The 21,650-nt window shown below is 28.8% G+C and carries 17 protein-coding genes, 1 other RNA gene and 1 pseudogene; 9 read left to right on the top strand and 10 right to left on the bottom strand.

Translation table 11 applies throughout. From position 1 onward, the window contains the following. Positions 1-35: 35 nt before the first annotated feature. From CAMP18497_RS00090 to modA, 3 genes are read right to left on the bottom strand one after another with little or no spacing between them, the layout of a single operon-like run. Complete coding sequence (locus CAMP18497_RS00090; protein WP_337212038.1) at positions 36-890, bottom strand: ABC transporter ATP-binding protein; 855 nt, start codon at positions 888-890, stop codon at positions 36-38. Next, complete coding sequence (locus CAMP18497_RS00095; RefSeq protein ID WP_337212039.1) at positions 884-1,273, bottom strand: hypothetical protein; 390 nt, start codon at positions 1,271-1,273, stop codon at positions 884-886. Before CAMP18497_RS00095 ends, CAMP18497_RS00090 begins: the two co-directional genes overlap by 7 nt. Further along, positions 1,270-2,016, bottom strand: a complete 747-nt coding sequence (modA, locus tag CAMP18497_RS00100; protein ID WP_337212040.1) for a molybdate ABC transporter substrate-binding protein — start codon at positions 2,014-2,016, stop codon at positions 1,270-1,272. The genes CAMP18497_RS00095 and modA overlap by 4 nt, the downstream gene beginning before the upstream one ends. Positions 2,017-2,236: 220 nt before the next feature. Here modA and CAMP18497_RS00105 point away from each other — a divergent pair, with 220 nt between their 5' ends. Genes CAMP18497_RS00105 through CAMP18497_RS00115 form a run of 3 tightly spaced genes read left to right on the top strand, consistent with a single transcriptional unit; the run spans position 2,237 to position 5,967 of the window. Further along, positions 2,237-2,923 (top strand): MlaA family lipoprotein, encoded by a 687-nt coding sequence (locus CAMP18497_RS00105; protein ID WP_337212041.1) that lies wholly within the window; start codon positions 2,237-2,239, stop codon positions 2,921-2,923. Positions 2,924-2,932: 9 nt separating this feature from the next. After that, positions 2,933-3,502, top strand: a complete 570-nt coding sequence (locus CAMP18497_RS00110) for a Tgt2/MlaC family protein (protein WP_337212042.1) — start codon at positions 2,933-2,935, stop codon at positions 3,500-3,502. Continuing rightward, positions 3,502-5,967, top strand: a complete 2,466-nt coding sequence (locus CAMP18497_RS00115; RefSeq protein ID WP_337212043.1) for an efflux RND transporter permease subunit — start codon at positions 3,502-3,504, stop codon at positions 5,965-5,967. Before CAMP18497_RS00110 ends, CAMP18497_RS00115 begins: the two co-directional genes overlap by 1 nt. A 24-nt stretch (positions 5,968-5,991) precedes the next feature. Here the strand turns inward: CAMP18497_RS00115 and CAMP18497_RS00120 are convergent, their stop codons facing one another. Continuing rightward, on the bottom strand, positions 5,992-6,609 hold the full coding sequence (locus tag CAMP18497_RS00120; RefSeq protein WP_337212044.1) for a non-canonical purine NTP pyrophosphatase: 618 nt from the start codon (positions 6,607-6,609) through the stop codon (positions 5,992-5,994). A gap of 76 nt (positions 6,610-6,685) precedes the next feature. Here CAMP18497_RS00120 and CAMP18497_RS00125 point away from each other — a divergent pair, with 76 nt between their 5' ends. Beyond that, complete coding sequence (locus CAMP18497_RS00125; protein ID WP_039619090.1) at positions 6,686-7,987, top strand: MFS transporter; 1,302 nt, start codon at positions 6,686-6,688, stop codon at positions 7,985-7,987. Positions 7,988-7,993: 6 nt separating this feature from the next. Here CAMP18497_RS00125 and CAMP18497_RS00130 read toward each other — a convergent pair whose 3' ends face one another. Then, complete coding sequence (locus CAMP18497_RS00130; RefSeq protein ID WP_263723835.1) at positions 7,994-9,037, bottom strand: AI-2E family transporter; 1,044 nt, start codon at positions 9,035-9,037, stop codon at positions 7,994-7,996. Further along, positions 9,027-10,037, bottom strand: coding sequence for a Holliday junction branch migration DNA helicase RuvB (gene ruvB, locus CAMP18497_RS00135; RefSeq protein WP_039619088.1), 1,011 nt, complete (start codon positions 10,035-10,037; stop codon positions 9,027-9,029). Before ruvB ends, CAMP18497_RS00130 begins: the two co-directional genes overlap by 11 nt. Before the next feature lie 87 nt (positions 10,038-10,124). Here ruvB and CAMP18497_RS00140 point away from each other — a divergent pair, with 87 nt between their 5' ends. The 4 genes and pseudogenes from CAMP18497_RS00140 to CAMP18497_RS00155 all read left to right on the top strand — a co-directional run bounded on the left by CAMP18497_RS00140 (position 10,125) and on the right by CAMP18497_RS00155 (position 16,560). Beyond that, positions 10,125-10,535, top strand: coding sequence for a hypothetical protein (locus tag CAMP18497_RS00140; RefSeq protein WP_039619086.1), 411 nt, complete (start codon positions 10,125-10,127; stop codon positions 10,533-10,535). 1 nt (position 10,536) lies between these two features. Next, positions 10,537-10,895: a transfer-messenger RNA gene (gene ssrA, locus CAMP18497_RS00145) on the top strand. 225 nt (positions 10,896-11,120) lie between these two features. After that, positions 11,121-14,873, top strand: a pseudogene (locus CAMP18497_RS00150) (Eco57I restriction-modification methylase domain-containing protein). A 1-nt stretch (position 14,874) separates the two neighbouring features. After that, entirely contained in the window at positions 14,875-16,560 is a 1,686-nt protein-coding gene (locus CAMP18497_RS00155) for a DUF4209 domain-containing protein (RefSeq protein ID WP_337212045.1), read from the top strand. A gap of 39 nt (positions 16,561-16,599) precedes the next feature. Here CAMP18497_RS00155 and CAMP18497_RS00160 read toward each other — a convergent pair whose 3' ends face one another. Together CAMP18497_RS00160 and CAMP18497_RS00165 are read right to left on the bottom strand one after the other, a co-directional pair. Next, complete coding sequence (locus CAMP18497_RS00160; protein WP_039619082.1) at positions 16,600-17,529, bottom strand: ribose-phosphate pyrophosphokinase; 930 nt, start codon at positions 17,527-17,529, stop codon at positions 16,600-16,602. Positions 17,530-17,593: 64 nt separating this feature from the next. Further along, positions 17,594-17,998 carry an acyl-CoA thioesterase gene (locus CAMP18497_RS00165; protein ID WP_039619080.1) on the bottom strand — a complete coding sequence of 135 codons (405 nt, stop codon included), beginning with the start codon at positions 17,996-17,998 and terminating at the stop codon, positions 17,594-17,596. Positions 17,999-18,062: 64 nt separating this feature from the next. Here CAMP18497_RS00165 and ciaB point away from each other — a divergent pair, with 64 nt between their 5' ends. Then, entirely contained in the window at positions 18,063-19,898 is a 1,836-nt protein-coding gene (ciaB, locus tag CAMP18497_RS00170; RefSeq protein ID WP_337212046.1) for an invasion protein CiaB, read from the top strand. Between the two features lie 18 nt (positions 19,899-19,916). On the opposite strand, the gene CAMP18497_RS00175 is transcribed toward ciaB, so the two are convergent. Next, the gene (locus tag CAMP18497_RS00175; protein WP_039628870.1) at positions 19,917-20,111 is read right to left on the bottom strand and encodes a hypothetical protein; all 195 of its coding nucleotides are present in this window, start codon (positions 20,109-20,111) and stop codon (positions 19,917-19,919) included. Further along, positions 20,104-21,573: a Y-family DNA polymerase gene (locus tag CAMP18497_RS00180; protein WP_337212047.1), complete on the bottom strand. Its 1,470-nt coding sequence runs from the start codon at positions 21,571-21,573 to the stop codon at positions 20,104-20,106. Before CAMP18497_RS00180 ends, CAMP18497_RS00175 begins: the two co-directional genes overlap by 8 nt. Positions 21,574-21,650: the final 77 nt, after the last annotated feature.

Consider the following 21,650-nt stretch of genomic DNA (forward strand, 5'->3'; position numbering starts at 1 on the left):
TATGTTATTTCAGAAAAGAGTTTGACATTTGTTTTTTAAATCTTAGTTAAATTTAGCGCAAAAGCTTTTTGACTCAAAAGCACTTCATCATTTTCTTTAAAATCTTTAGCTTCTAAAGGACTTAGTGCTACTTGGCTGATTTGATTACCTATGGCAAGTATGGCTATAAATATGCTATCTTGTTTTTGTAGTTTTAAAATGCGTGCTTTTATAGCAAATTTTTGTGAGCCTTGTGTCTTTAAAAAAACTTCATTAGGCGAGCCTTCTTTAATGATAGTTCCATTTTCTAAAATGATGACTTTATTGGCTAGTTTATAAACTTCACTTACATCATGACTGATTAAAATAGTAGTGATTTTATAAGTTTTATGTATATTTAAAAGATAATCATGCAAGTGTAGTTTTATCTCATTATCTAAGGCGCTAAATGGCTCATCTAAAAGTAAAAGTTTGGGTTTTTGCATAATAGCTCTTGCTAAAGCTACGCGTTGTTTTTGTCCCCCGCTTAGTTCTAAAATATGACTTTTTTTGTGTTTGCTTAAATCTAAAAGTTCTAAAAGTTCATTAGCAAATTTTAGATCTTTTTTGGCAAAAAGTAAGTTTTGCTCTACATTCATATTTTCAAATAAAGCATAATCTTGAAAAACAAAACCAAGATTTCTTTTTTGTGGGCTTAGAAAGTTTTTATCATCAAAAAATATCGTATTATTAAAAGTGCAAATTCCTCGTGCTTTTTCAAAACCCGCTAAAATTCTCAAAAGCGTAGTTTTACCACTACCACTTTTTCCAAAAATAGCACAAAAATCTCCTTCTTTAACTTCAAATTTAACCTTAAGTTTAAATTCTTTTTCTTTATTTTTAAAGATTTTTTCAAAGTCAAGTTTTAGCATAGATACTCTTTGATAAATAAAGCACTAGGATGTACATAAGCAAATACAAAATCATTTTTTTGATAATTTTGCTCTAAAAGCTCATGGGTGCTAATTTGAGCTTCGAAAGTGCAAATTTCATTTTCTAATCTTACGATAGTGATGATTTGTCCTTGAAAAATATCAATGATTTTTGCATAAAAGGTATTTAAAAATGAGTTTTCTAAATTTTTTTTACTAAGCAAGCACTCGCTACTTTTAAAAGCAAGTAAAACTTCTTGATCAATGCTTGCTTTTTCATCAAGTTCTAAAGCAAGCATATATAATTTATGTTTATTTATAAGAAATTCTACCCAGTTTATATTTTCATGATTTTTTATAGTATTTATTTTAGCTTTAATCATGGGATATTATAGCCATAAGCTTTGAAAATTTCCTTAGTCTTTTTGCTTAAAATAAAATCATAAAATTTCTTAGCTTTGGCATTATCTTTACCATAAGAAGTGATAACAATGCCTTGATTGATTGGTTCATAAAGCTTTGGATCGATTAAAATATAATTTTTTCCTTCTTGGAGTTTATAAGATTTTAGCGTATCTTCATATAAAGCACTTGCTGCTATAAAACCCACATCGGCTGCTTTTAATGTTTGAGTAAGTGCTTCTCCTATAGATTTTGCCTCGATGATTTTAGCTTTTGTTTGCTCATAAATTTTAGCATTTTGTAAAGCTTCTATGCTAGCTTGACCATAAGGAGCAGCTTTGGGATTGGCTATGGTGATGATTTTTACTTTTTCTTCTTTAAGTGTGTCTAATCCTTTGCTTAAATCCATTCTAACACTGAGTAAAGCTAAAGCTCCTTGAGCATAAATAACAGGTTTTGTGCTAGCAAAATTATCATCATACAAGCTTTGTGCAAATTTCATATTTGCAGCCATAAATATATCAAATGGCGCACCATTTTTAATTTGTGAGACTAAATTTCCACTAGCGCCTAAGCTCACATTGATACTAATATCAGGGTTTTCTTTTTGAAATTCTTTTTGCAAGACTTTAAAAGCATAAGCTACATTTGCAGCTGCAGCGATATTTACATCAGCGCCATAGCTGAAAATACATAAAAAAAGTAGGGTGAAAATTTTTTTCATTTTTTATCCTTTTGGTAGTAAATTTTGAAAAAATTATAGCTTATTTTTAAAAGCAAAAATAAATTTGTATTTTTTGCATATTTTCTAAGACTTATTTCATAAGCAAATAAAAAATTTTAATTTTTTTAAAGAATATTTTAAAAGCATTTTAATGTAAAAATTTATTTTAATTTTTGTATAATTTAAGATTTTAATTTATGAAATTTTAAAAGGAAAAAGCTTGTTAAAATACATACTAAGTTTGTGTTTATTTTTTAACACTTTGATTTTAGCAAATGACTTTGAAGATTTTGAACAAGAATATCAAAAAAAAGAAGTCAAAGATAGCTTTTATACCTATAATAAAGCTATGAGTAAGTTTAATTATGATCTTTATACTTATTTTTTAAGACCGGTTGCACTTTCTTACAAAAGTGTTACTCCAAGTTTTATAAGAACAGGAGTAAAAAATGCTTTTGATACCACAAGATCGCCTTTTAGATTTATCAATCACCTTTTAAGTTTAGAATTTAGAAAAGCCGGCGAGGAATTTGGAAGATTTTGTGTGAATGTGATTTTTGGATTTGGGTTGTTAGATAGTGCAAGTAAAACTCCTTTAAAAAGTTATGAGGCTGATTTTGGAACGACTTTGGGTAAATGGGGAGTAGGTGGTGGACCACACCTAGTGCTTCCACTTTTAGGTCCTTATAATGTAAGAGATGCCTTAGCTTTGCCTGTAAATTGGTTTATGGTGCCTGAGGGATATATTGAGAATTTTTGGGTTGGTGTGGGTGTAAATGCTGCATTAAAACTCAATGAATTAAGTTTTGAGTATGAAAAAATAGATGATATTTACCAAAATAGTGTAGATTATTATATTTTTATACGCGATGCGTATGAACAAAGACGCCAAGAACTCATCAAATAAGGAGATAAAATGAAAAAAATCATAGTTTTGCTTTTTAGTGTAGTATTTGCTTTTGCTTTAAATTTGCAAAATATTTCTAAAACCATGCAAGAAAAAATTGATGAGAGCTTAAAAATTTTAGATCAAAATAAAAACGATAAAACCAAAGCAGCGGAAAAAATCTTTGCTTTATTTGATGGTATTTTTGATTATGAGCTTATGGCTAAACTTAGTCTTTCTACAAGATATGAAAAATTAAGTGAAAATGAAAAAAATGAATTTAACAAAGCTTTTGAAAAAAATCTTAAAAAAAGTTTCACAGATAAGCTTGCTTTGTATGATTCTCAAAAATTAAAAGTGATTAACTTAGAAGAAAAAAATAAAAGAGCTTTTTTAAAAACTTCTATGATAGTAGATGGCAAAGAAAATTTTGTAATCTTTAAATTTTATGATAAAAATAATGACTGGCAAATTTATGATGTGGATATTTTTGGTATAAGTATCATACAAACTTATCGCTCACAATTTAAAGATGTCTTACAAAATGGTGATTTTAAAACCTTGCTTGAAAAGCTTTCTAGTGTTGATTTTTCTAAATAATGCTAAGTAAAATTTTAAAAATCTTTCTTAATTTCCCAAAGCTAACTTTGGGGATTACTTTAGTATTTTGTATATTTTTTAGTTTTTTTGCTAAAAATTTAAGCGTTGATGCAAGTGCTGAAAGCTTGCTTTTAGAGCATGATGAGGGTTTGAAACTATATAGAGAAGTTTCAGCACGTTATGGCAATGATAATTTTTTAATGCTTGCTTTTGCTCCTAAAAATAAAGATATTTTTACTAAAGAAAATTTAGAAACTATCAAAAACTTAACTCTTGATTTAGAAAAAATCAATGGTGTGCAAAAGGTATTTTCTATCACTAATGCGCCTTTACTTGCAAGTTCTAAAGGTAAAGAGTTAAAAGAGCTTATCCAAAATATACCTAATATTTTTAGTCAAGATGTGGATATTAATCTGGCTAAAAAAGAAATTTTAAACCAACCCTTTTATAAAAATAATATCATTTCAAAAGATGGAAAAACAGCAGGAATTTTGATTTATCTAGCGCCTGATCTTATTTATAATGATTTGATTAATTCAAGAGATAATGCAAAAAGTGAAAATGAAAAAGAGCATTTTAGAGCCTTGATTAAAAAACACCAAGAAAGCTCAAGGCAATTTAGTGCAAAAAGATTAGAAGAAATCACTAAAATAGTATCTAAATATAGTCAAAATGGAGACTTTTTACACCTTGGTGGTGTAGAAATGATCGCTAATGATATGATTAATTATGTAAAAAGTGATTTAAAAATTTATGGTCTTAGCTTAATAGGACTTTTATTTATAGCGCTTTGGTGGTTTTTTGGCTCTTTGCGTTTAGTGTTTTTGGCTTTGGGAATTTGTGTGGTTTCGCTTTTTACTTCAAGCGGGATTTTCGCACTTTTGGGCTTTGATATTACCGTAGTGTCTTCAAACTATGTAGCTTTAGTGCTTATTATCACTGTTTCTGTTGTGATACACTTAATCGTGCATTTTATAGAAAATTTACACAAACACCCAAAAGCTAGCGTTTATAAGCTTTTACTCTCAACCTTACTTGATAAAGCAAGTCCTAGTTTTTTTGCTATTTTAACCACAGTTGTTGGGTTTTTAAGTTTTGTTTTCTCAGATATTGAGCCTATTATCAAACTTGGTATTATGATGAGCCTTGGTATCAGTGTGAGTTTGATTTTAGCTTATATTTATTTTGCAAGTATTTTGGTATTAATGCCGCGTTTAAATTTTAAAGAGCTTAATCAAAATTCGTTGAAATTTTTAAGTTTCTGTGCAAATGTAAGTTTAAAACATAGAAAAATTATCTATAGCATAAGTTTATTTTGTGTGGCTTTTGCTTTGTATGGAATTTTGCAAATTAAAGTAGAAAATAGTTTTGTGAGTTATTTTAAAGATAGTTCTAGGATCAAACAAGGTTTGTTGATTATAGATAAAGAGCTAGGTGGAACTATGCCTTTAGATGTGATTGTCAAATTTAAGCAAGGTCCAAAACAAAATGAAAGCTTAGATGAGTTTGAACAAGAATTTGATGATTTAGCCAAAGATGATAGGTATTTTTTTAGTAGTGAAAAAACAAGAATAGCTGCTAAGGTTCATGAGTTTTTAAGTAAGCAAAAATATGTAGGCTCTGTGCTTAGCTTACAAAGCTTGCTAGAGCTTGGAAAAAGCATTAATGATGGCAAGGCTTTAGATGATTTTGCCTTAGCGTTTTTATATGAAAATTTAGATGAGAATTTTAAAAAGCAAGTTTTAACCCCTTTTGTAAGTGTAGAAAATAACGAGCTGCGATTTAGCGTGCGTATGTTAGATAGTGATCCAAATTTAAGACGCGATACTTTTTTAAAACAGCTTGAAAAGGACTTAAAAGAACTTTTACAAAATGATAATGTAGAGGTTAAAATCAGTGGTATTATGCCTTTGTATAACAATATGCTTCAAAGTCTTTTTTCATCACAATTTGACACTTTAGCCTTTGTGGTGCTTGTGATTTTTGCTTTGTTTGTAGTGATTTTTAGAAGTTTTGTTTATGCTTTTGTGGCGATTTTGGCCAATCTCATACCTTTAGCTTTAGTATTTGGTTTAATGGGTGTTTTAAATATACCACTTGATATTATGAGCATTACCATAGCTGCTATTTGTATAGGAATAGGGGTTGATGATATGATTCATTATATTCATCGTTTTAAAGAAGAATTAAAACATAAAAGCTTAGAAGAGGCTATAAAAGCTTCGCATATAGGCATAGGAAGTGCGATTTATTATACTAGTGTTACGATTATTCTAGGTTTTTTAGTGATGATTAGCAGTAATTTTATCCCGACGATTTATTTTGGCTTGCTTACGGTTTTGGCTATGAGTTTGCTTTTATTTGGTTCGCTTTTTTTATTGCCAAGTTTTATTTTAAGCTATCATTATCTTAAGCAAAATTATAATAAAGTAAAATCCAAATCACATAAACACCAAAAGCAATAAGCATATATTTTATAAATTGTTTCATTAATGCTCCATTTTTTCTAATGCTCTTAAGATATAAGTAGCAAACATTAGTGCTTGTGAGCGATGTGAAATTTTTAATTTTACTTGCTCATCTAATTCGCCTAAGGTTTTATCAAAACCTTTTGGGATAAATAAAGGATCATATCCAAAGCCATTATTACCCCTTGGAATATCAATAGCAAGGCCATGCATATATCCATGTGTGCTAAAATGTCCATATTTTGAGCTTATAGCTATGGCTGCAGTGTAAAAAGCTTTGCTTTGATGTAAGTTTTTTTCATGTAAGGCTTGGATGAGCTTGTTTCTATTGGCTTCATCAGTGCCTTCTTGAGAGTATCTTGCAGAAAAAATCCCTGGTGCATTGTCTAAAGCCTCTACGCTTATACCACTATCATCACTTAAGGTGATAAATTCATCTTGTTTTTTGCCCAAAGCATTAAAAATAGCTTTAGATTTTATTAAAGCATTCTCTTTAAAACTTGTGCCATCTTCGATGATTTCAAAAGGGGTGATGATTTCATTTAAGGCATAAATTTCACAAGTAGTTAAAAATTTTTTGATTTCTTCTACTTTGTGTGCGTTAGAAGTTGCTAGAATGATTTTTAATTTTTTCTTCATAAATTACTCTTTTTGTTTTGACTTTAAAAAAAGTTTATCAAAATCATAGTAAAATTATCCTTTATAAGGAGAAAAGATGTTAAAAACCGTTTTACCTTTGTCTTTTATTGTAGGAACTAGATTTTTTGGATTATTTATAGTTTTGCCGGTTTTAAGTTTATATGCTTTAAATTTAAAAGGAGCCAATGAGTTTTTAGTAGGGCTTTTAGTGGGTGTGTATGCTCTAACCCAAATGGCATTGCAAGTTCCTTTCGGAATCATTTCAGATAAAATAGGACGTAAAAAAACTATGCTAATAGGACTTGTGGTGTTTATCATAGGTTCTTTGGTGTGTTCATATGCTGATGATATTTATACGATGATGTTTGGAAGGCTTTTACAAGGAGCAGGGGCCATAGGAGCAGTAGCTACTGCTATGATAAGTGATTTTATCAATGAAGAAAATCGCGGTAAGGCTATGGCTATCATGGGTTCATTTATAGGACTTTCTTTTGCAGCTTCTTTGGTGCTTTCTCCTTTAATGAGTGCTAAATTTGGACTTTCTAGTTTGTTTGATTTAAGTGCTATTTTGAGTTTAATTTGTATCGTGCTTTTATTTAGTGTTGTGCCAAAAGAGCATACAATAGTACATGAAAATACTAAAACTCCATTGAAAAAACTTTTAAAAGAAAAAAACTTAGCTTTGATGAATCTTACTAATTGTATGCAAAAAATGCTTATGAGTATTGCGTTTTTAAGTATTCCTTTGGTTTTAGTACATGAGTTTAATTACCCAAGTGAGAATTTATGGCATGTTTATGTTAGCTCTATGGTACTTGGGTTTTTAGCTATGGGTTTATCGGGATCTTTAGGAGAAAAAAGAGGCTTAAGTAAAGAGATATTGCTTTTAGGTGTGGCATTTTTTATCATTGCTTATATTATATTTGCTTTTTCGCATAATGCTTTAGTGTTTATGGTGGGTGTTGTAGTGTTTTTTATAGGATTTAATTTACATGAGCCTATTATGCAAAGCTGTGCGAGTAAATTTGCCAAAGTAAATGAAAAAGGTGCAGCTTTGGGTGTGTTTAATGCTTTTGGCTATTTTGGAAGCTTTTTAGGCGGTGTTGTTGGAGGGTATTTTTTACACCATTTTAGTTTAGTCACTCTTGCTTTTATTTTGATAGCTTTGTCTGTAATTTGGTTTGTATTGCTTTTGTTTTTACAAAGTCCAGCAGATTTTAAAAATGTCTATTTATCTTTAGAAACAAAACATGATTTAAATATGATTAAAGGCATAAATGGAGTTTTAGATGTGTATAAAAACTCTAAATTTTTAGTGATTAAATACAATAAAAAACTTACAAGCGAAGAAGAAATTTTAGCGATTATTGAAAAATAATCGCCTTTATACGAAATGCTTTTCTTTTAAAATCACGTATAATTTTAAAGTAGAGATAAAGAAAGTTAAAATAGCAGGTCCTAGGATAATACCCCAAAAACCAAAACTTGAAATTCCTGCTATCATCGCAAAGAAAATTAAAAGTTCGTTAATTTGTGTTGGAATTTGAACAAGTTTTTCATTGATCCATTTAATGATGTAAGGCTTTACTAAAGTATCTGCGATAAAAGATATCATAACCACGCTATAAATGAAAATCACTAAAGCGCCGCTTAGATTGTTATTTGCAAATTCATATAAAGAAACAGGCACATAAACTAAAGCCCCGCCTACTACAGGGATTAAAGAGCTAAAGCAAAATAATATCCCCATTAAAATCGCATCATAACCATAAAATTTAGTAATGATAGCAAAAAGCACTCCTTGTAAAATAGCATTTAGCACCATAGAATAAAACACAACAGACATTACATTGCTCACTTCACTTAAAATGCCTTGAGTTTCTTCTTTTTTCATAGGCACTATGCTTTTTATATAGCCAATGAGTTGGGCTCCATACAGATTAGCAAAGAAGTAAAACACACAAATTAACACCATATCAGTTAGAAATTTAGTGCCAAATTTAGTTGCACTTGAAAGATAGGTTAAAACATTTTTAGAGATAGAATTTAAGTCAATACTTGCTAGTGCTTCTTTGATTTTGGGTTCTATAAAGCTTAAAGATTCAGGTAGGTGTAAAGAATAATTTTTAAAATATTCTATGGTATTGTGAAAATAGCTTATATCAAAACCTTTTGCAGCCTTTGCTAGCTCTATAATAGCATATACAAAAGGTATAAAAAATAAAGCCAGCATAAAAGCAGTAGTAGCTGCTGCAGCAACGACTTTTTTACCTTTGAATATATTTAAGAATTTAACATTAACATTAGAAGTAGAAACAGCCATTAAACTTGCTATAGCTATATTCATCAAAAAAGGTTTAAATAAAAAAAGTACCCAAAATAAAATGATTAAAATAAAACTAATCAAGAAAAAATTACTACTTTTCATCAAATAAACCCTTGTTGTATTTTAATTTTAAAACATCAAAACTTTTTAAGCTCGCAATACGACCTTTGGCTGTTCTTTCTATATAACCATTTGCTAGTAAATATGGCTCTATCACATCCTCTATAGTGTTTTCATCCTCACTTAATGCTGCGGCTATACTAGAAAGTCCTATAGGTTTTCTTTTAGCTTCAGTTAAAAGCTCTAAATACCGCAAATCCATCGCGTCAAAACCAAGCTCATTTACCCCTAAAGAATCAAGTGCTTCTTTAGCTCTTTTTTCGCTAATGATTTCTTCATCATTTACATCAGCAAAGTCTCTTACACGCTTAAGCAATCTTAAAGCAATCCTTGGGGTTGAGCGACTGCGTTTGGCTATTTCTAAAGAAGCTTTTTTTTCACAAGTTTTATTAAGCTTTAGAGCTGCTTTTTCTAAAATGATAGCAAGTTCTTCATTTTTATAAAATTCCAAGCGAAATTGCATACCAAAGCGATCGCGTAAAGGATTGCTTAGCATACCCGCTCTTGTAGTAGCACCTATTAGAGTAAATTTAGGTAAATCGATTTTGATTGTTTGTGCAGCAGGGCCACTACCGATGATAATATCAAGACGAAAATCTTCCATAGCAGGGTAAAGCACTTCTTCTATGGCAGGGCTTAAGCGATGAATTTCATCGATAAATAAAATATCTCCCTCGCTAAGGTTAGTTAAAATCGCAGCTAAATCCCCGCTTTTTTCTATCATGGGCGCAGCGGTAGTTTTGATATTTGCATTCATTTCATATGAGATAATGTTTGCTAAAGTTGTCTTACCAAGTCCTGCAGGCCCACTAAAAAGGATATGATCTAGACATTCATTTCTTTTTTTAGCAGCTTTGATGAAAATTTCTAAATTTTTTTTAATGTTTTCTTGTCCTATGTAGCCGTCAAAATTTGAAGGTCTAAGGCTTGTTTCATAAGTTTCATCAGGGGAGAATTTTTCAATCTCTACGATTCTATCCATATTTTTTCCATTTTATTTTGTAAGAAATTTTAATTTTATCTAAAATTTGCTAAAATAAACATTTAAACTTAGATTATAGAAGTTTTTATGGGAATTTTAGAGCAATTAGAGTTAGATTACGAGCTTGAAGAAATCGAGCGTTTTTTGTATTTTTTTAGAAGTCTTTGCGATGTTTTAGAGCCTTTGATAGTAAAGCTAAGCAGTGATAGCTCAAAATACAAAGAAGCTTTAAAAGACTTGGAGCAAAATATCCACAATGTGGTTTGGGCTGCTAAAAGATTAAATTTAGATGAAATTGCAAATTTTTGCACATTTTGTGAGGAAATTATGCAAGAAGCAGCTAAATTTGATGGGCCTGCTAGCGATGAATTTGTGGATTGGATGTTTTTAGTGGGTGAGCAGCTTGATAGATATTGCAGTGATTATGAAAAAAATGCTTCTTTTTTAAGCGTATTTAACCCTCAAATTGCAAATGTTCCTGATAAAATTTCTAAATAACGGGGACGACTTGGCTTCGACAGGAGTAGAGTGGCCTTGGTGGCATGTCGCTTTGAGCAAAGCGTATAAAGCTCAAATTAAAATTAAACGCAAACAACGTTAAATTTGCTCCTGCTTACGCTAAAGCTGCGTAAGTTCAGTTGAGCCTGAATTTTAAGTGATGCTATCTAGCTTAGGATTTGGTCATTTTCGATAGTGTAGATTGAAATTTGACAAGTTTTGATTGAAGTTAAAGTCTTAGTCTAGCTTGAAATTTTGGAAGGTGAGTTTGGCTAGATGAAATTTTCACCTTTGCTAAGCATGTAGATGCCGTGGTTGTTTTATTTTTGGACAGGGGTTCAATTCCCCTCGTCTCCACCAAATTTAATCTTTCATATATCAATTTATTAGAATTTAGTATTTTAATAATTTAATTTCATCAAAGGTTTCTTATTATTGATAGGACTTCAAGGAAGGCTTCTTTTTAGATAGATGGTAAGGTTTTTATTAATTCTAAATTTAAATTCATTATAAAGCTTGATAGTATTTCTTAGCATTTTAAAAAGTTCTTTTTGTTATCATTTTAAAAAATACTAAGGCTGTTCTATGAATTTTTATGAAGAAATTAAAAAATATCTTGATAATAATCTTTTTACCAACTATGCTCTAGAGGTGGATTTTCCAAATATTTATAATTTTACTAAAAATGAAAACACATATAAAACAACCTTAGATAATATAATCTGTCTATACAACGCCACTCAAAGAAATTTTCAAAATTATAATGAACATCAATTTGAAGATGAATTTATATCAAAAGTGTTAGACATTTTAGGTTGGAAATTTATAAGACAAGATGAAAAGATCATACAAGGTAAATTAGAAAAGCCTGACTTTTTGCTTTTTAGTGATGAAAATATAAAAGCAAATTATGAAAATTTAGACAAAGAAACAAAAAAATCAAGCAATGAATTCACTATTATCATGGAGTCAAAAGCCTATAATGTGCAAATAGATAATAAAAAAGTAAAAGAAAATCCCCATTTTCAAATTTTAAGATATCTTAGTAATCTTAAGAAAAATTATGGCTTTTTAACTAATGGTAGATTTTGGCGTTTTTATGATAACTCTACACTTAGTGCAAACAAAGTATTTTATGAGATAAATTTAGAACAAATCATAAAAGATAAAAACTACCAAGCTTTTGCGTATTTTTATAGTATTTTTGCTTCAGCAAGTTATACAGAAGAAAAACACATAGAAAAATCTTTACAAGTTAATAAAGAATCAAAAATAAAAATAGAAGATGATTTAAAATCTATCATCTATGGAACTAATGGCAATGAATCTTTATTTGAATTTATAGGTTCTAAGATTTATAACAAAACTAAAGCTGATTTAAAGCTAATCTATGAAAATTCTTTATATTTTGTGTTTAGGCTTTTATTTATTGCTTATTTTGAAGATAAATTTGAAAATATCTTAGAAAAGCATAAATACTTCAAAAGCAAAATTAGCATAAAAACTTTATTGCAAAATTTAAGCGATGATGAAAGCTCAAGTGCTGGCTTTGGTGATTTAGAAATGATATTTCAAATTTATAATAAAGGTAAAGGCAATTTTGACATGCCTGTTTTCAATGGCGGGTTGTTTGATGAGAGCAAAACCACTCTTTTAAGCACACCAAAGATTTTCAGCGATAAAGACTTAAAGAAAATTTTAGAAAAATTATTATACTACAAAGATAAAAATTTAACTTTTAAAAGAGACTATAAAACCTTAAGCATAGAGCATTTAGGCACGATTTATGAAGGCTTGCTTTCTTACTTTTTTGAAGTAGCAAATGAAGATATTTACTATGTAAGCTATAAAGAAAAATCAAAAGAAATAGAGTGTTATTTTGATAATTATGATTTTAAAATTTTAGAAAAATCAAAAAAATTAGAAAAATACACTTTTTATGAAAAAGGACAAATTTATCTAAAAAATACTAGCAACTCAAGAAAAGCAAGCGCAAGCTTTTATACACCTCAATCCATTGCTAATTTTTTAATCCAAAGTGCTTTAAAAGACAAACTAAACAATGAAAACATTTTGAAATTTAAAATTCTAGACAATGCTTGCGGTAGTGGGCATTTTTTAGTTGCGGTTTTAAATGCTATCACGCATATTGTTTTATCAGATTTTGAACATTTTACAAATTTAAAACAACTCCATGAACAAGAAAAAGAAAATATCGCAAATCATATAAAAGATTTCACACAAGATTATGAGCTAGATGAAAGCGATGTTTTAAAACGACTTTTGCTAAAACGCATTATTTATGGAGTAGATTTAAATCCATTTAGTATAGAGCTTACTAAGCTTAGTCTTTGGATAGATAGTTTTATCTTTGGAACCCCGCTTTCTTTTATAGAACATCATATAAAATGCGGTAATGCTTTGGTAGGCTCAAGCATAAGTGATTTTGAAAATTTAATAAAGCAAAATAAAGAAAATATTTTCACAAATTCCATTACTCAAGAATTTGAAATTTTACAAGAAGTATTTGAAAAGCTTGATAATCTACAAGATACCAACGAAGAACAAATCAAACAATCCAAACAAATCTATCAAAATGAAATCACACCAAAACTTGATAAGCTAAATTTATATCTAAACTATATCAACTCACTTCATTTTGCTAACAAAGAGGAATTACAAATTCTAAAAGCCCTAAGTCAAGATGATATACAAAATTTAAGCCAAAATGAACAAGCAAAAGCTATCATTAGCAAATATCAAAAAGAATTTAATTTCTTTAATTATGAGTTAGAATTTCCTGAAATCATAGAAAATCAAGTCTTTAAAGGATTTGATATCATCATAGGTAATCCACCTTGGGATAAGTCAGAATTTAGTGACAATGATTTCTTTCCACAATATAAAAGCGATTATAGAAGCTTAATCGCTAGTAAGAAAAAAGAAATTCAAGACAATTTGTTAGCGAAAGATTATATAAAGCAAAATTATGAAAAGCAAAAAGCATATATAGATGTAATTAATGTTTATTATAAAAACACATTTATGTCTAATTCCTTAACAAAAGATATTAATTTATTTCGTCTTTTTGTAGAAAAAAATCTTTCTCTTTTAAAACAAGATGGAAATTTAGCTTATGTGCTTCCTAGTGCTTTGATGTTTGAAGATGGAAGCTTGACTTTAAGAAAAGAAATTTTAGAAAATAAAACTTTAGAGTATTTTTATAGTTTTGAAAATAGACAAGCTATATTTGCTGATGTGGATTCAAGATATAAATTTGCTCTTATGTAAATAAAAAACACACAAGCAAATAAAAATCATAAAATCAAAACGATGTTTTATAAAACAGATATAAACTCATTAAAAAACAAAGATGAAATTTTAACTCTAAGCTTAAAAGATATCAAAAAGCTAAGCCCAACTCACCTAGCCTTAATGGAGTTAAAAGACAAACAAGCTTTAGAAATTTTAAAAAAATCTTATAATGCTTTTCAAACCTTATCTTTTGATTATATAGATTTTAGACAAGAATTAAATATGACTAGTGATAAAGATTTGTTTATAGAAGAGTTTAGGGAAGGGCTTTTACCTTTATATGAAGGTAAAATGATACATCAATTTAATGCAAATTTTAGCCAAGCTACTTATTTTTTAAAAAAGGCTCATTTTGATGAGCGTTTAAAAAGCAAAGAACTTTTAAGAGCTAAAAAAGCTACCGGCAAAGAACTAAAGCCTGAATTGATAAAATACGATAGAGAATTTTTTAGACTTGCTTATAGAGCCGTTGCAAGTGATACAAATGAGAGAACCTTGATAGCTTCTTTATTGCCAAAAAATTGTGGTTTTGGACATAGTATGTTTGCAAATGCACCAAAACTATATATTTTAAAAGATGATGAAATTTGCATGGATATAGTGCCTTATGAAAAGATTTTATTTGTTTTGGCTTTGTTAAATTCTTTAGTGGTTGATTTTATCATAAGAAATATGGTACAAATCAATGTAAGCAAAACCTATTTAGAAAGAATTCCTCTGCCTCAACCAAGTGATGAAGAAATTCAAAACAATGAAATCTATAAAACCCTAGCTAAAAATGCCTTACTTTTACAGCTTTATAATGATAAAAATCATCATTTTGATGAGCTAAAACAAGAATTTAACATAAAAGATGATGAAATTCCAAAAACTAAAAAAGCTTATGATGTCTTAAGAGCAAAAAATGATTTATTAGTTAAAGAACTTTATAGTTTAAGTGATGATGAATTTTCTTACATGATAAGCACTTTTAAAGTCTTAAACGAAAAACAAAGCGAATATATAGCATTATTAAGGAATTAAGATGGAAGATACAAAGTTCATAAGCGATTTACTCGAGCTAGACTTAAATGGCTGTGAAAATATAGTTTTATTTAGTGAATTAATAAGTAAAATCAATGAAAATGAAAAAAATATAATATATAAAGATAGTATTGATTTTTTATATTATTTTTATACTTACAACCCTAATTATTTAAATTATAAATATAAACGAGAAAAACTAAAAGAAGAATACTTAAAACCACTTAATGAGATAATTTACGATATCAAAAATCCTTTATTGCAATTGAGATTAGCAACACTCTTATTGATAGAATACAAAAATGCAAATAAATCTAATACAGCTAAGCTTATCGTAAAAAATACTATTTTATTTTTAGATAAATTATTTTTAGAAAATTCTTATGAATTAAAAGAGGGAGTATTGTTTGCGCTTGATTTAAATTATAAATTTCAACTAGAAGAAGAGTTTAACTATATAAAAAAATTAAAAGATATTATAAGTCATTATCTACATAGCAAAGAATCTAAAAATATGGATTTTATATTCACAAGCTTATTTAAAAAATTAGTTATAGAATATAAAAATTTTTATACCGAGGATGAATTGAATATAATAAAACAAAAACTTTATGAAATTATTGAAATAAAAACTAATCACATAGATACTATAAATGAAGATAATTCTTTGCAATTTCATAAATATATTATATGTGGAATATATGGGGTTTTGATTTTAATAGATAAAAGCAACAAAATAAATATTTATCAAAAGATAATTGATATAAATTTATTAATAGTCAATAAAATTAAATATAGTAATATTAAGAGAGAGGCACTATTACATGCCTTAAGTTTTGCCAATAAAATAAATAACGAAGAGCAAATATCAAAAATTAATTTACTAATACAGGAAAATAATAAAGAAATTGTCTCCAATTTTAAACCAGTATGTTTTAATATTCCAAAAGAAATTCAAGAAGCAATAAAGAGATTTGAAAATAATGTGGATAGTTTTATAAACTTTAATTATAATTTATTTAATTGCATTCTTAAGTTTTATCCATGTTTTAAAGTAAATTTCAAAGAAATAGAAAAAAAAGATTTTTCAGAATTATTTTTTTGGCAAACAATAAACTTTGATGAAGATTACTTGATAGAAAATATTGATAATTCTGGATTATTTAGGAAATATTATAATTATATAATGACATCTTATCCTTGGATAAATATCTTAAAAACAAAATTGCTACAAAGATTTTATCCAAATAAAGAATATTTTTATTCTTTAACTTATGATAATAATATCATTCCAAAAGGGTATGAAGAAATCATAGCTAGAATGTTTTGTGCTGGGATACACAAAGACTATATGGACTTTTTTGTATATGCTTCAGTAAGCATTGAGGCTATATTAAGACATATAATAGGCGAAGATATTATAAAGAATGACAAAAAAAATCATCAAATACAAGAGTATGAAACTTTAGAAAATTTATTAGGCAAAATAAAAAAACAAAATCTTTTAGAGGAAGATACTGTAAAAGAATTGCGATTATTGTTTTGTAAAGATGGTTTTAATATTAGAAATAAAATAGCACATGCAAGATTTTCACAAGATATTTTTAACGGGCATTATATGTTGGCTGATTATATGTGGTATTTTTTGATGAATTTTTTTATTAGAAATTATTATAAATCTAAATAGAAAATAAGCTTTCTTTGCAAGGATAGCCTTGCAAAGAATTTATACAAATAAAGAATTTACACTTTCATTGTGATAAACTCTGCGTATTACCTCACCAAAAATAGGTGCTACGCTTAGGACTTTGATTTTATCCATTTGTTGTTTTAAAGGTATAGTGTCAGTTACTACTAGCTCATCTAATGCATCTTTAGCTATTCTTTCATAAGCTACACCACTAAGCACAGGGTGAGTGCAGCAAGCTATAACTGACTTTGCACCTTTGCTTTTAAATACTTCAGCAGCTTTTACTATGGTTCCTGCTGTATCGATAATATCATCTACTAAAATCACTTCTTTATCTTTTACATCGCCGATGACATTCATCACTTCGCTTTCATTAGCTTTTTCGCGTCTTTTATCTACTATAACTATATCAAGTCCTAAAGCTTTTGCTACGCTCCTAGCTCTTGCTATACCGCCTATGTCAGGACTTGCGATGATAGGATTTTTGTAGTTTTTATTTTTAATATAATCATTAAAAATAATACTTCCGTAAAGATTATCCACAGGTATATCAAAAAAGCCTTGAATTTGTCCAGCATGTAAGTCTATGGTAGCTACTCTATCTACTCCTGCTGATTCTATAAGATTTGCTACTAATTTTGCAGTAATAGGCACCCTAGGACTTGCTTTTCTATCTTGTCTAGCATAGCCAAAATAAGGAATGATAGCTGTGATAGAGCTTGCACTTGAGCGACGCAGAGCATCTGTCATGATTAAAAGCTCCATTAGATTATCATTTGTTGGAGCACAAGTACTTTGTATGATAAACACATCTTTACCACGCACGCTTTCATCTATTTGAATGCTAATTTCACCATCACTAAAACGCTTCACGCCTGCATTGCTAAGAGGCAATGAAAGGTATTTTGAGATTTTTTTAGCAAATTCCTCATTTGCTGAACCAGAAAATATTTTATATCCACGCATATATAAGCCTTAGAAAGTTTTTTGTGATGATATAAAAAGTTTTTTAAAAATACAATAAAACATATTAAAAGCCGTGTAATCTTTTTAAATCCGCATCAATAGGAAATTTATTTCCATCTTTATCTACGCTTACATAAGTTACCACAGCTGAAGTTACATGCATACAATACACACGGCCATATTCATTAGCTCTTTGAGTAACTACTTCTACTTCTACAGTGATGGATGTATTACCTGCTTTGATGATTTTTGCATAGCAAGATACCAAATCACCTACGAAAATTGGCTCTTTAAAAATGATTTTATCTACCGCAACCGTGACAACTCTTTGTGGGGAGAGTTCTCTTGCGGCAATGGCTCCGGCTAGGTCAATTTGTGACATGATCCAACCACCAAAGATATTACCAGCGGGGTTTGTATTGCTTGGCATAGCTATAACTCTTAGTTTAGGTTCTCCCATATCTTTCATACATTCTCCTTGTGTTTTAAAAAAAACATTATAATTAAGTTTTAAAAATAAAGAAAGGTAAAAAATGAATGATTTTAAGCAAATAGCAAAAATTGTGAAAAATAGGAAACAAAATATCAATAGTCTTTATAATATACTTCAAACTAATCAAAGTCATCCTTTGATAGATAGAGCTTTAGAACTAGCTAATCTTGAAAATGAAAAAAGCAATGTTTTGGCAATGTTGCGTCGTTTGGTGGATTTAAAAGAGGAAAATTTAGTCCAAGAACTTGAGAAAAAAGGTTTAAATGAAGAAGAAATTTCTCAAATAAAATATAAAGTTTTTTCTTTAGTAAGAGCCTTTTATGAAGTAGAACACCAAGATTTAATCGATGAGATTAAGAGTAAAAATTTACTCGATGAGTTTTATTTAGCTTTGGTTCAGGGTGTGCATAATATAGGCGTAGTTATGAATTCTTTTGAGCTTGTTTGGAGTAAACAAATTTTAGATACAAATAATAAAATCTTAAAAGAACAATTTCCAAATTTAAGTGATGCTTTGGAGTTTTTAAAACAAAATGAGCTTTATCAACTTAATCAAGATGGTGAGATTTGTGAAAGAAGCTATGGAGCTTTAGTTAAAATAGGAACACTTTGGAGATTTTTACCTTATGCAAAGGCTTTTGAAAATGAAGTTTTAAAGCTTGAATATGAGTTTGATAAACTTTTAGAAAAACTAAGAAATTGTGCGTTAGATGATGAAAAAAATGCTTATATTGACTATATAGAAAAATTAAAATTTGCATTTTGTGAAAAAGATAATAATGAAGTGGTTAAAAAATGGCAAGAAGCAGAGCTTGCGTGGATGGAAGTAAAATGCCCATTGCAAATTGGCCATCCTTTAGAATACTATGAAGACTCTTACACACATGCAGTAGCACTTGAGTGGGATATACGCTTAGAAGATGTGAGTGATTTTAATGGGAATGAGTTTAAAGATAAAATCAAAGAAAGCTTTGCAATGGTGTATGCGAATTTAGATGAAGAAGACGAAGCTTTGTTTGATGAGGTAAATTTTAATCTTGAAAAAACTCAGCTTTATATTTGTATGCCTATGATTTTTTATGGAGCAGAGCTTAAGGGACTTTTTTCTGCTCAAGTAGTGCCAAATGATGAGTATGTAAGCAATATAGCAGGCAAAAAGATCTTTGCTTTTTTAAATTATGTTTATGAAAATGCTAAAACCAAACCTTTTATGAAGCTTTCTTCTATGGTATTTGAAAAAGAATTTTTAGATTATGGTAGAGAAATTTTATTTTACAATGAAAAATTATGGAAAAGAATTTATGAAGTTTCTACCATAGGTCATGAGTTTGGACATATTTTCTTTGTGGCAAATGATAGCGAAAAGAAAATGAATGAAAGTGGTGTGTTTAAAAATATAGAAGAGTTTAAAGCTACTGCGGGTGGGCTTGTGAATTTCTTTTTACATGAAGAAGATGATTTAAAGCTTCCTGTGTTTTATGAGCTTATTAAAAGGGCTATAGGATTGATTGCTTGGCAAAGAGTAGAGGAGGTTAAGCCTTATTATACAGAAGGTTTGATTCATTTGTCATTGTTGTTTAAATCAGGGGTGCTATCTTTTGCAAATGAGAAATTAAACATTAAATTTGATGAGGAAGCTTATGAAGCCTTTAAGGCCGTGTTTATGCAAAATTATTATAAGTTAGCAAGACATTATATGTTAAAAGAAGATGCTAAAAATTATTTAGATGAATTTTGTGTTTTAGAAGATGAGGTGTTTTTACCACTTAATGAAGAGTGTAAGGAATTTGTAAAATACTACTATGAATTACACAAACTTTATGGCAATGAGATCGATGAAAGTGGAGAGTTTGAAAAATACTCTAATGCAAAATAAAATTTTATCAAGAAGAACTTAGCTTTCTTCTTGATATTTGCTATTTTCTAATGCTTTTTCCATATCTTTTTGCGTTTTTAAAATCGCTTTACTAAAACCATTTAGCACTGAAAATGGGGCAAATTGCGCCGCTCTTTTTTCTCTTGGCATTGGTGGAAATTGTTTTGATTTTTGATATTTTATGTCTATTATATCTTTATAATCATCATGCATTATGACCTCCTATTAAAGAAGTAATTTCTTTGGTTTCATTATCTAAACTTGAAGCTTTTAAAATAGCCTTTTTACCAAATTTTTGCATGATTTGAAGTCTTGCTTTTTGGAGTTTTTCTTCTTTTTCAAGTTGATTTTTTTCTTGTAAAATTGCATTAAAATCACTAAATAAATTTAGTTCTTGGAAATTTTCTTGAGCTTTATCTGTGATATTATTTAAAGTTAGGCTGATTTTTCTAATACTTAAGTTTTTATCGCTGATTTTATAAAAAAGTTCTAAGGCTTTTTTATTGATGATTTTTAGAGAATGGGTAAAATTTTCTAAATTTATACTTCCATGAGCATTTTTAGGTATAGTTCTTCCATAATTATCTTTAGTAATAGCTCCTTTGTAAGAAGCCAAAATACTTGAATTTTCTAAATTGCTTTTATCATATTGTATATCTAGTGTGATATGGTTTGTTTTAAGGTTGTTTTGAATAAGTTCAAGCACCAAATGATCAACAAGTTCTTTTAAAACTTTTATTGTTTGATTATTATCATATGCAAAGGGTAAAACCTTAGCCATGACTTTAGAGTGATTTTGTGATTTGTAATTTTTAATATCTTTCATCGTGCAAGTTTCAACGCCCCATGCATGATCGATCAAAAGTTCAGCATTAACACCAAAGTGTTTATAAAGCAAAGCTTCGTGTTTTAAAGAAAATCTTGCAAGATCTCCCATAGTATGAATGTTTAAATCTGCAAGTTTTAAGGCAATGCCTTTACCTATACGCCAAAAATCTTTTAAAGGTTTGTGTTGCCATAATTTATATCTATATAATTTTTCATCTAAAAAGGCTATAAGCAAGCCATTTTCATCTACTTTTTGTCTTTTAGCAAGTATATCCATAGCAATTTTAGCTAAGTATAAATTTGTGCCTATGCCTGCTGTTGCGGTGATTTTACTTGTGTGTGAAATATCAAGTAAAACCTTAGTAAGTAACTCATAAGCTGAAAGTTTGTATTTTTCAAGATAAGAACTAAGATCGATAAAAACTTCATCAATAGAGTATATATGGATATCTTTTGCATCAAAATACTTCAAATAAATGCTGTATATTTTTGTGCTAAATTCTATATAAGTTGCCATTCTGGGTTTAGCAATGATGTAATCTAGTTCTAAATTTAAATCATTTTCAAGTTCTAATGTATCAAAACTTTTATCTTTAAAGCGGTGTTTTTTAGTTTGTTTTAGTCTTTCTTGATTGATTGAATGGATTTTTTGTTTAAACTCAAAAAGCCTTAACCTACCGGGTATATTGTAAGTTTTCAGCGCAGGTGAAACTGCTAGTATGATGGTTTTATCTGTTCTTGATTCATCTGCTACAATAAGATTAGTTGTTAAAGGATCTAGATTTCTTAAAACACATTCAGCTGAAGCATAAAAAGATTTCAAATCAATAGAAGCATAAATTTGCATAGTATGTGAAGCTTGCCTTTAGATTTATTAAGTTTGATAGTATTAATTATAACAATAAAAACTATTAAAATAGATGA

This window comes from Campylobacter sp. W0066.1, from assembly GCF_024723635.1.
Taxonomy (GTDB): Bacteria; Campylobacterota; Campylobacteria; order Campylobacterales; family Campylobacteraceae; genus Campylobacter_D; species Campylobacter_D lari_C.

Excerpts from the sequence above, each read along its gene's own strand:
- CAMP18497_RS00090 (WP_337212038.1), bottom strand. The coding sequence starts at position 890 with ATGCTAAAACTTGACTTTGAAAAAATCTTTAAAAATAAAGAAAAAGAA.
- CAMP18497_RS00095 (WP_337212039.1), bottom strand. The coding sequence starts at position 1,273 with ATGATTAAAGCTAAAATAAATACTATAAAAAATCATGAAAATATAAAC.
- modA (WP_337212040.1), bottom strand. The coding sequence starts at position 2,016 with ATGAAAAAAATTTTCACCCTACTTTTTTTATGTATTTTCAGCTATGGC.
- CAMP18497_RS00110 (WP_337212042.1), top strand. The coding sequence starts at position 2,933 with ATGAAAAAAATCATAGTTTTGCTTTTTAGTGTAGTATTTGCTTTTGCT.
- CAMP18497_RS00115 (WP_337212043.1), top strand. The coding sequence starts at position 3,502 with ATGCTAAGTAAAATTTTAAAAATCTTTCTTAATTTCCCAAAGCTAACT.
- CAMP18497_RS00120 (WP_337212044.1), bottom strand. The coding sequence starts at position 6,609 with ATGAAGAAAAAATTAAAAATCATTCTAGCAACTTCTAACGCACACAAA.
- CAMP18497_RS00125 (WP_039619090.1), top strand. The coding sequence starts at position 6,686 with ATGTTAAAAACCGTTTTACCTTTGTCTTTTATTGTAGGAACTAGATTT.
- CAMP18497_RS00130 (WP_263723835.1), bottom strand. The coding sequence starts at position 9,037 with ATGAAAAGTAGTAATTTTTTCTTGATTAGTTTTATTTTAATCATTTTA.
- ruvB (WP_039619088.1), bottom strand. The coding sequence starts at position 10,037 with ATGGATAGAATCGTAGAGATTGAAAAATTCTCCCCTGATGAAACTTAT.
- CAMP18497_RS00140 (WP_039619086.1), top strand. The coding sequence starts at position 10,125 with ATGGGAATTTTAGAGCAATTAGAGTTAGATTACGAGCTTGAAGAAATC.
- CAMP18497_RS00155 (WP_337212045.1), top strand. The coding sequence starts at position 14,875 with ATGGAAGATACAAAGTTCATAAGCGATTTACTCGAGCTAGACTTAAAT.
- CAMP18497_RS00160 (WP_039619082.1), bottom strand. The coding sequence starts at position 17,529 with ATGCGTGGATATAAAATATTTTCTGGTTCAGCAAATGAGGAATTTGCT.
- CAMP18497_RS00165 (WP_039619080.1), bottom strand. The coding sequence starts at position 17,998 with ATGAAAGATATGGGAGAACCTAAACTAAGAGTTATAGCTATGCCAAGC.
- ciaB (WP_337212046.1), top strand. The coding sequence starts at position 18,063 with ATGAATGATTTTAAGCAAATAGCAAAAATTGTGAAAAATAGGAAACAA.
- CAMP18497_RS00175 (WP_039628870.1), bottom strand. The coding sequence starts at position 20,111 with ATGCATGATGATTATAAAGATATAATAGACATAAAATATCAAAAATCA.
- CAMP18497_RS00180 (WP_337212047.1), bottom strand. The coding sequence starts at position 21,573 with ATGCAAATTTATGCTTCTATTGATTTGAAATCTTTTTATGCTTCAGCT.